The sequence below is a fragment of the Acidimicrobiales bacterium genome (genome assembly GCA_035531755.1).
In the GTDB taxonomy this organism is placed as follows: Bacteria; Actinomycetota; Acidimicrobiia; order Acidimicrobiales; family UBA8190; genus DATKSK01.
Map to the genome: position 1 here is coordinate 1 of DATKSK010000020.1, position 7805 is coordinate 7805.

General features: G+C 70.4%; 7 protein-coding genes. 2 read left to right on the forward strand and 5 right to left on the reverse strand.

Annotated elements, in window-relative coordinates; all coding sequences use genetic code 11:
- Positions 1–108: 108 nt before the first annotated feature.
- The 4 genes from VMV22_04260 to VMV22_04275 all read right to left on the reverse strand — a co-directional run bounded on the left by VMV22_04260 (position 109) and on the right by VMV22_04275 (position 3582).
- On the reverse strand, positions 109–447 hold the full coding sequence (locus tag VMV22_04260; GenBank protein ID HUY21534.1) for a DUF6295 family protein: 339 nt from the start codon (positions 445–447) through the stop codon (positions 109–111).
- Positions 448–471: 24 nt separating this feature from the next.
- Positions 472–1215, reverse strand: a complete 744-nt coding sequence (locus VMV22_04265) for a dienelactone hydrolase family protein (protein ID HUY21535.1) — start codon at positions 1213–1215, stop codon at positions 472–474.
- An 86-nt stretch (positions 1216–1301) separates the two neighbouring features.
- Positions 1302–1781, reverse strand: coding sequence for a MerR family transcriptional regulator (locus VMV22_04270; GenBank protein HUY21536.1), 480 nt, complete (start codon positions 1779–1781; stop codon positions 1302–1304).
- Positions 1782–1788: 7 nt separating this feature from the next.
- On the reverse strand, positions 1789–3582 hold the full coding sequence (locus tag VMV22_04275) for an MFS transporter (GenBank protein HUY21537.1): 1794 nt from the start codon (positions 3580–3582) through the stop codon (positions 1789–1791).
- Positions 3583–3658: 76 nt separating this feature from the next.
- On the opposite strand from VMV22_04275, the gene VMV22_04280 reads away from it, so the two are divergent.
- The gene (locus VMV22_04280; GenBank protein HUY21538.1) at positions 3659–5122 is read left to right on the forward strand and encodes an MFS transporter; all 1464 of its coding nucleotides are present in this window, start codon (positions 3659–3661) and stop codon (positions 5120–5122) included.
- Positions 5123–5224: 102 nt separating this feature from the next.
- On the opposite strand, the gene VMV22_04285 is transcribed toward VMV22_04280, so the two are convergent.
- Positions 5225–6187, reverse strand: a complete 963-nt coding sequence (locus VMV22_04285; protein HUY21539.1) for a diadenylate cyclase — start codon at positions 6185–6187, stop codon at positions 5225–5227.
- Positions 6188–6538: 351 nt separating this feature from the next.
- Between VMV22_04285 and VMV22_04290 the strand changes: the two genes are divergently transcribed.
- Positions 6539–7789, forward strand: coding sequence for an ammonium transporter (locus VMV22_04290; GenBank protein HUY21540.1), 1251 nt, complete (start codon positions 6539–6541; stop codon positions 7787–7789).
- Positions 7790–7805 lie beyond the last annotated feature (16 nt).

The window sequence follows — 7805 nt, forward strand, 5'->3', positions numbered from 1 at the left end:
GCCGACTGCAGGCCGTGGGGCTCGGACTGCGGCACGTTCGTGCCGAGGTTCTCGGTACACGTACCCGGCGCCGGGTGGCGGCCGCGATCGACGACGTCGACCACTCCCTCAGGATGCTCCGCCTCGACGCCCTCGGTTTCGATGCGACCGGGACACGCCGTCCACCGTCGCGCCTTCGGTAGCGACGACCACGAGGCCCGGCGGCGCATCGTCGAGGGTCTGCAGGATGGCGATGGCCAGCGCGCGGGCCGACGCCGGGTCGAGCTCGACGGCGACCCTGGCGCCGGGGCCGCGCTCGGGGTTGCGCAGGTCGATGTTCAGCGTGTGGTCGGCGCCGGCGTGCACCGGATGGTCGAGGTAGACGGTGGCGGCCGACACGGTGAACCAACCCTCGGTCCCCTTGCCGCTCCCCTGCACGGTGAGGCTCGTCGTCTGGTAGGTGCACACGGTGGGTGTCCTTTCGGCGACGGGTCAGGCGGCGAGGTGGCGGCCGAAGAACTCCCAGATCCTCTCCCAGCCGTCGTTGGCCGCTTCCGGCCGGTAACTGGTGCGGTTCGTGGAGAAGAACGCATGGCCGGCGCCCTCGTAGGTGTGGAACTCGATGGTCTTGTCGTGCTGGGTGAGGATCGCCTCCAGCTCGCCGACTTCGGCCGGTGAGGGGAACGCATCGTCGGCGCCGAACAGGCCGAGGAGGGGACACGACAGGTCCGCCGCCAGGTGCGCGAGGGGGCGCAGGGTGACGGGCGCCCCTTCGGGGGGCGGGGCCATCACGAACGCCCCGTAGCAGTCGACGGCGGCGGCGAGCTGCAACCGGCACGCGGCCAGGAAGGACTGCCGGCCGCCCGAGCAGTAGCCGATCGTGGCCACCTTCCCGTTGGAGGCGTCGAGCGACCGCAGCAAGGCGATCGCCCCCGCCACGTCACCGACCAGTCGGTCATCGGGCACGCCGCCCTGGGCGCGCGCCGTCGCGGCGGCGTCGTCGGGGCTCGCGCCCGGCGCCTCGCGCCAGTAGAGGTTCGGGCACACGGCGAGATATCCGTGGGCGGCGAACTTCCGCGTGATCTCCTTGGTCGGCTCGTCGTAGCCGGGCATATGGTGGATCACGACGACCCCGCCGGCCGGCGCGGCCTCGAGCGGTTGGGCCAGGTACCCCTCGATCATGTCGCCGCCCGCCCCCGCGAACTGCACGGTCTCGGCCCTCAACGAGTCCGACATCGACGCCAACTCCTTTCGTGTGTCCGGGCGGTCCGTGCAGGGTGCGACGGAACCGTCGAGTGCGCGGGACGATCCGCCCGCGTGGGTCACGGGACGTCGGTGTCGATCGAGCGGCGCCGCTCCCTGAGGCGCTCGGCGCTCTGGGCGCGCTCGGCTCTGAACGCCTGGATCCGCGCCACGGTGTCGTCGAGGCGGGCCAGGAGGAGGTCGTTGGCCTCGATCGCCTCGTCGAGCAGGTCGCGCTGGCGACCGGGGGACGGGTCGCCGGAGCGGAACTCGGACCGGACGCGGTCGAGGACGTGCACCTCCTCGGTGTCGAGGACCATGCGGACCTCGGCCAGCGAGAACCCCAGGAGCTGTTGGAGGTCCCGGATCCTCGTGACCCGGGCCATGTCGGTGGCCGAGTAGAGGCGTTCCCCGTTGCCCCGGTGCGAGCTCGGGCACACCAGGCCCAGCTCCTCCCAGTACCGCAGCGTCCGGGTCGTGAGGTCGGTCAACTTGGCCACTTCCCCGATGCGGAACACGAGGGGCTCGGCCTCCGTCGACGACCGGCGCGCTGGGGTCATGGGCTCGTCACCTCCGATCCGCATCGTAGGCAGCACAGACCGCCGGCGCCCCGTCCGGGGACGTCGACGACCGCGGTCCGTCGCCGGTGTCCGGAGCATCGGCGTGGACGTAGCGGGCCCCGCGCGTCCACGACGCGGCGGCGCCCAGCAGGCTGGTCACGATGGCGAAGTCGAACGCGGCATGCAGGCCGGCCCGGAAGGGCGGGGTGATGAGCGTGGGGAAGAAGCCGTGGCCGAGCAGCGCCGTGCGCTGCGCGCTGTCGAGGTGCGCGAGCGCGGATGCCCCGACGAGGTGCTGGACCGGGTTGTAGCCGAGGAACGCCGCGAACAGGGTGGAGACCGGCGGCAGGTGGGCGGCGTGGCTCGCCGTGGCACGCGCCACGCCGTGCTGCACCAGCCCGTTGTAGAGGGTCTCGCTCAGCGTGGACGACAGGCCGAGGATCATCAGCGTGAAGAAGATACCGATGGAGAAGACCTGTGCCGAGTTCTGGGACGTCGTGTTCATGCCCGACCCCGCGCCGCGGTGCGCGGCCGGCAGGCTGTTCATGATGCCGGTGCGGTTGGGGGACCCGAAGGTCGCCATGCCGAGCCCTGTGACGAACAGGACCGTCCCGAACACCCAGTACGAGAAGTCGACCGGGAGCAGTTCCAGCAGCCCGAAGCAGGCCGCCGTGGCGAGCATGCCGCCGGTGGCGAACGGCCGGGCCCCGAAACGGTCCGACAGCACGCCCGACAGCGGGCCCGCGATGAGGAACCCGAGGGTCAGCGGGAGGAGGGCGATCCCGGCCCACAGCGGCGTCCGGGCGAAGTCGTACCCGTGGCTCGGCAGCCAGATCCCCTGCAGCCAGATGACGAGCATGAACATCAGCCCTCCGCGGCTGAGCGCGCCCAGGAAGCTGGCGACCACCCCCGCCGTGAAGGCGCGGATCTTGAAGAGCTGCAGGCGGAACATGGGCTCGGCCACCCGTGTCTCGATGACGCAGAAGGCCCCGAGCAGCGCAGCGCCGGTCCCGAGGGCGCCGAGCACCATGGGGTTCTCCCAGCCCATGGGGTGGTCCCGGTAGGGCTCGATCCCGTAGGTGATCCCGATCATGACGAGGACCATGCCGAGCGCGAAGGTGGCGTTGCCGGGCCAGTCGATGCGCGCCGAGCGCCGTTGGCCGAGCTCGCGCAGCTTCAGGTAGCCCCACACCGTGCCGAACAGCCCGATGGGCACCGACACCAGGAAGATGAGGCGCCAGTTGACGGGGGCCAGCAACCCGCCGAGCACCAGCCCGATGAACGTTCCGCTGATGGCCGCGCCCTGGTTCACCCCGAGGGCCAGTCCGCGCCGGTCCGGCGGGAAGGCGTCGGTGAGGATCGCCGCCGAGTTCGCCATGAGCATCGCCGCACCGAACCCCTGGAAGATGCGCATGGTGATGAGCCATATCCCCGCGGCGTGCCCGGACATCCACGTCACCGACAGCAGCAGCGAGAAGAAGGTGAAGATGGCGAAGCCGAGGTTGTAGATGCGTACCCGGCCATAGATGTCGCCGAGCCGGCCCAGGGTGACCACGAGCGCGCTCGTGACCACGAGGAAGCCGAGGATCATCCACAGCAGGTAGAAGCTGTTCCCCGGGGCGAGCGGGTCGATGCCCACCCCCCGGAAGATGTCGGGCATGGCGATGAGCACGATCGAGGCGTCGATCGTCGCCATCAGCATCCCCAGGGTGGAGATGAACAGCGCCGTCCAGCGGTAGCGGTCGCCGCCGACCGCCGGTTGGAGGCGAGGCGTCGCCAGCGTGGACGAGGTCACCGTCACCCGAGTCCGGTTGACATGACGCTGACGGTAATCTATCTTCACGTTGGCGTAAAGCTATGCCGACACCAGGCCACCCGTGACCAGATCGCTCCACCGGGCGAGCTACAAGGTCACCTTCACCGTGCTCCTGCTCGGGGTGTCGGCCTACGCCCTCCTGCAGTCGCTCGTGGTGCCGGTCCTGCCGACCATCCAGCACGACCTCCACACGTCCCAGAGCACCGTCACCTGGGTGTTGACCGCCTATCTGCTGTCCGCCTCCATCTTCACGCCGATCCTCGGACGCGTGGGTGACATGGTCGGCAAGGAGCGGATGCTGGTCGTCACGCTCGGCGCGCTCGCCCTCGGCTCCGCCATGGCCGCACTGTCCACGTCGATCGTCCTGCTCATCGTGGCCCGGGCCGTCCAGGGGATCGGCGGCGCCGTGCTGCCCCTGTCGTTCGGGATCATCCGCGACGAATTCCCGGCGACCAGGGTGGCCGGCGCAGTGGGGGTCATCGCCGCCATGGCGGCCGTCGGCGGCGGCGCCGGGGTCGTCCTCGCCGGCCCGATCGTGAGCCACCTCGACTACCACTGGCTGTTCTGGATACCGCTCGTCATCACGGTGATCGCTGCGGCGTGCACCCAGGTGTTCGTCCCCGAATCACCGGTACGGACACCGGCGCGCGTCAGCTGGCTGGCCGCCGTGCTGCTCTCGGGGTGGTTGGTGGCCCTCCTCGTCGCCGTCAGCGAGGCTCCGACGTGGGGGTGGGGTTCGGGCAGGGTCATCGGGCTGATCGTGCTGGCCGTCGTCATCGGCGGGCTGTGGATCGTGGTGGAGTCCCGGTCACGCCAGCCCCTCATCGACATGACGATGATGCGCCTTCCCGCCGTGTGGACGAACAACCTGGTCGCCTTCCTCTTCGGCATGGGCATGTACTCGGTCATGGCCTTCCTCCCCGAGTTCCTGCAGACCCCGAGGTCATCCGGCTACGGGTTCGGGGCGAGCATCATCGAGTCGGGGCTGTTCCTCCTGCCGCTCACCGTCACCATGTTCCTCTGCGGCTTGCTGTCGGGGAGGATCGCCGCTGCCGTCGGCTCCAAGACGGCCGTGGTCATCGGTTCTGCCGGGTCCGCGGCGGCGTACCTCATCCTCGCCTTCGCCAACACGCACGCGTGGCAGATCTACGCCGCCAGCACGGTGCTCGGGATCGGCCTCGGACTCGCCTTCTCGGCGATGTCCAACCTCATCGTCCAGGCGGTGCCCTCGGCCCAGACGGGCGTCGCCAGTGGGATGAACGCCAACATCCGCACCATCGGTGGCGCCATCGGCGCGGCGGTGACGTCGAGCATCGTGACGTCGCGGCTGCTCGCCACCGGGCTGCCGGCGGCATCCGGGTACAGGATGGGGTTCGCCTTCCTCGCCCTCATCACCGTGATGGCGATCGTGGCGGCGTTCTTCATCCCCGCCACGACGGCCGTCAAGGCCGACGCCGACCACGGGCCCCACCTCCAGAACGCCGAGCTGGCCCTGCTGGCGGGCGGGACGATCGCCGAGGACTGAACCGACCGGCAGCCACTTCGACGGCAGCGACCAGGCCGGGTGGTGATCCGCGGCGACGGCCCGCGTGGGCGCAGGGCTGCCGTCGGCGAGAGCGCTCCTCGGTCAGCCGCCGCCCGGCGAGCGGCCGATGACCGCACCGTTGCGCAGCACCGAGACGGGGCCGTCCTCGCTCACGGCGATCACCGTGGCGAACGGGTCGTCGTGGCTGTAGCGGCGGGCGGACGTGTGCCGGGTGCCTCCGAGCGCCTCGACGGTCCGCTCGGATGTCGCGCTCGGCACCAGCCGTACACCGAGCTGGCGCAGCACGCCGGCGGCGTCGAAGACAGCGGCGCCGTCGACCTGGGCGATGGCGTGCCGGAGCGGGGCGAGATGAGACGCCCGCCGGATCTGCAGCGGCGGTGGCGTCGGAAGCCGCTCCTCGACCCGGGGACCGGCTTCGGCGTCGGATCGGTAGATGAGCAACGCGCCGATGCCCAGTGACCCGAGATCATGGACGGCGAACTCGAGCATCGCCTCGAGCACCACCGGGTCGCCGTGGGCAGGCCCGACGGTGAGGACGTCGATCCACTCGCGCACCGGCGGCTCGTGGTGCCAACGCAGGCCCTCCCAGCGAAGGACGCCGAAGCGCCCCACGATGCGCACGGTCCCGGCGGGGTGCCGCTGCACGATCGTGGCGCCGAGCACGCCGGCCAGCACCACGAGGTCCCGCTCGGAGCCGGCCGGCCGGTCGAACACGATCCACTCGTCGGCGCCGTCGGTGCGGCGCAGGAGCCAGCTCGACAGGCCGTCGGCGAAGCGGCGTGCCGCCGGCAGGGGCTGCTCCCCCAGCGCCGCGCCGGTGATGTCGAGTTGCGTGCCCGACGCCCACGTGGCCGGATCCGTCGTCGGCTCGAGGATCGTGCCCCCACTCGCGACCCGCCGCTCGTGGACCGGCGGACGCAGCGCCAGATCGATCTCCTCCAGCAGGATCTCTCGGGCGGTCCGGGTCCCTTCGAGGCGCAGTCCGCTCTCCTCGAGCTCCTCGGCAAGTCGGCGCAGTCGCCCCGCTCCGGGCCCGGTGGCCATCAGGCTGCACGCTACCCCGACGGCCACTGATGCCGGTCGGTCCCCGGTCGATTCCCCGGCGCGTCTTCCCGCCCGCGGCGTGCCGTGTCGGGCCGCTGGCCGTCACGAACCATCACCAGCGGATGCACCGCGGACCGGTACGGTTCTTCGGGTCACGTCGTCGGTCGGGGGCCGCACCAGAGTCGATGAAGCTGATCGTTTCGGTCGTCAAGCCAATCATGATCGATCAGGTCAAGCAGGCGCTCGAGGCCTCGACACCGCCAGGACCGGCGCTGTCGGCGGCGCCAGGGGATGGGCCCGGGCGTCCACGTCGACCATCCGATCGACCTCAGACAGGAGCGGTTCGCGCACATGCACGCCATTGACACGATGTGGGTCCTCGTCTCCGCCGCCCTGGTGCTGTTCATGACGCCGGGCCTCGCGCTGTTCTATGGCGGCATGGTCCGGTCGACCCACGTGCTCGCCGTGATGATGAACAACTTCGCCGCCATCGGCGTCGTGACCGTGCTGTGGGCCCTGTTCGCCTGCAGCCTCGCCTTCGGCCATGACGCCGGCCTGGGGTTGATCGGCAACTTCTCCCTGGCCGGCCTGGGGGGCATGGCGCACGGCCTCCCGGGCTTCTCGCACTCGGGAGCGTCGCCGCTGGCCATCGTGACCTTCCAGATGATGTTCGCCGTGATCACGGCTGCTCTGATCAGCGGGGGGACGACGGACCGGATCAAGTTCACGGCCTTCGTGGTGTTCATCTGCCTGTGGCTCGTCCTCGTGTACGTGCCGCTCGCGCACTGGGTGTTCAGCCCCGAGGGGTGGCTGGCCCGACGCGGGGTGCTCGACTTCGCCGGTGGGACGGTCGTCGAGATCAATTCGGGCTTCTCCACCTTGGCCATCGTGCTCGTGCTCGGGCGACGCCGAGGATGGCCCAGCGAGGGGATGGCTCCGCACTCGGTGCCGCTGAGCCTGCTCGGTGTGGGCATTCTGTGGTTCGGCTGGTTCGGGTTCAACGCCGGCTCGTCACTCGGGATGAACAGCGTGGCGGTGTACGCCCTGGTCAACACCCAGCTGGCGGCGGCCGCCGGACTGCTCGGCTGGCTGTGCTTCGAGCGCGTCCGGGAGTCCTACGCGACGACGCTCGGCGCGGCTTCGGGCGCGGTTGCGGGCATGGTGGCCATCACGCCGTGCGCCGGCTTCGTGACGCCGATGGCCGCCCTGTTGATCGGTCTGCTCGCCGGTGTGGCCTGTGCCATGGCGGTGCGCCTCAAGTTCAGGCTCCGCTACGACGACTCCCTCGACGTTCTCGGCGTCCACGGAGTGGGTGGGTTGGTCGGCATGGTTCTTCTCGGCCTGTTCGCCTCCCGGAACATCAATTCGGGAGGCGCCAACGGCCTCTTCACCGGCGGTGGCTTCCATCTGCTGGGCATCGAGGTTCTCGCTGCCGTCGTGACCGTCGCCTTCTCCTTCACGGTGACGTGGTGCTTGGCCAAGGCGGTCGACAAGGCCATCGGCCTGCGGGTGAGCCCCGAGGACGAATTCGCCGGGTTGGACCTCACCCAGCATGCCGAGAGCGCCTATTCGCTCGGGGGCATGGGCCGCATCGGAAGCTGAGGAGTGCGCAGTGCGG

What these genes read in the sequence shown, in the direction of transcription:
- VMV22_04285 (HUY21539.1), bottom strand. Translation starts at nt 6,187, where the DNA reads ATGGCCACCGGGCCCGGAGCGGGGCGACTGCGCCGACTTGCCGAGGAG.
- VMV22_04265 (HUY21535.1), bottom strand. Translation starts at nt 1,215, where the DNA reads ATGTCGGACTCGTTGAGGGCCGAGACCGTGCAGTTCGCGGGGGCGGGC.
- VMV22_04270 (HUY21536.1), bottom strand. Translation starts at nt 1,781, where the DNA reads ATGACCCCAGCGCGCCGGTCGTCGACGGAGGCCGAGCCCCTCGTGTTC.
- VMV22_04290 (HUY21540.1), top strand. Translation starts at nt 6,539, where the DNA reads ATGCACGCCATTGACACGATGTGGGTCCTCGTCTCCGCCGCCCTGGTG.